Annotated in this window: 1 protein-coding gene; it reads left to right on the forward strand. The window is 66.6% G+C overall.

From position 1 onward, the window contains the following. A partial coding sequence (locus tag AC1DYK_RS36160) for a hypothetical protein (protein ID WP_478170649.1) occupies positions 1–318 on the forward strand: 318 nt, incomplete at its 5' end. Positions 319–386: the final 68 nt, after the last annotated feature.

The raw sequence follows: 386 nt of genomic DNA on the forward strand, positions 1-386 counted from the left end.
GAGCTTCCGCTGACCATCATGGAAGACGTCCGGAGAGGCAGCGCCGAGGAGCGCTTCGTTCAGGCTCTCGGGCTGGGGTACGCGGCCATCGACTGGTGCGGAAGGTGGCCGGACGAGCCGGAGACGGACTCCTACGGAACGTGGAGCTGCGACGGAGTCCAGGTCGTCTTCAACGGCGACAACCCGCAATGGTCGGGGTGGGCTGCCCACCACACCGTCTTTGTGCATGTGGGGAAGATGGGCGACCTTCCCCGTGCCCAGCGCCTGGCCGCGCACATCGGTGGTGAGGTGTTGGGCGAGCCGCTGCTTGGATGGTGAACCGGCATGACCTTGGCGTCGCGCTGGTGTTGGCAGCGGGCCTCGAAAACCCACTCGCCACTCACTCG

Source organism: Variovorax sp. P2_H12, from assembly GCF_056403395.1.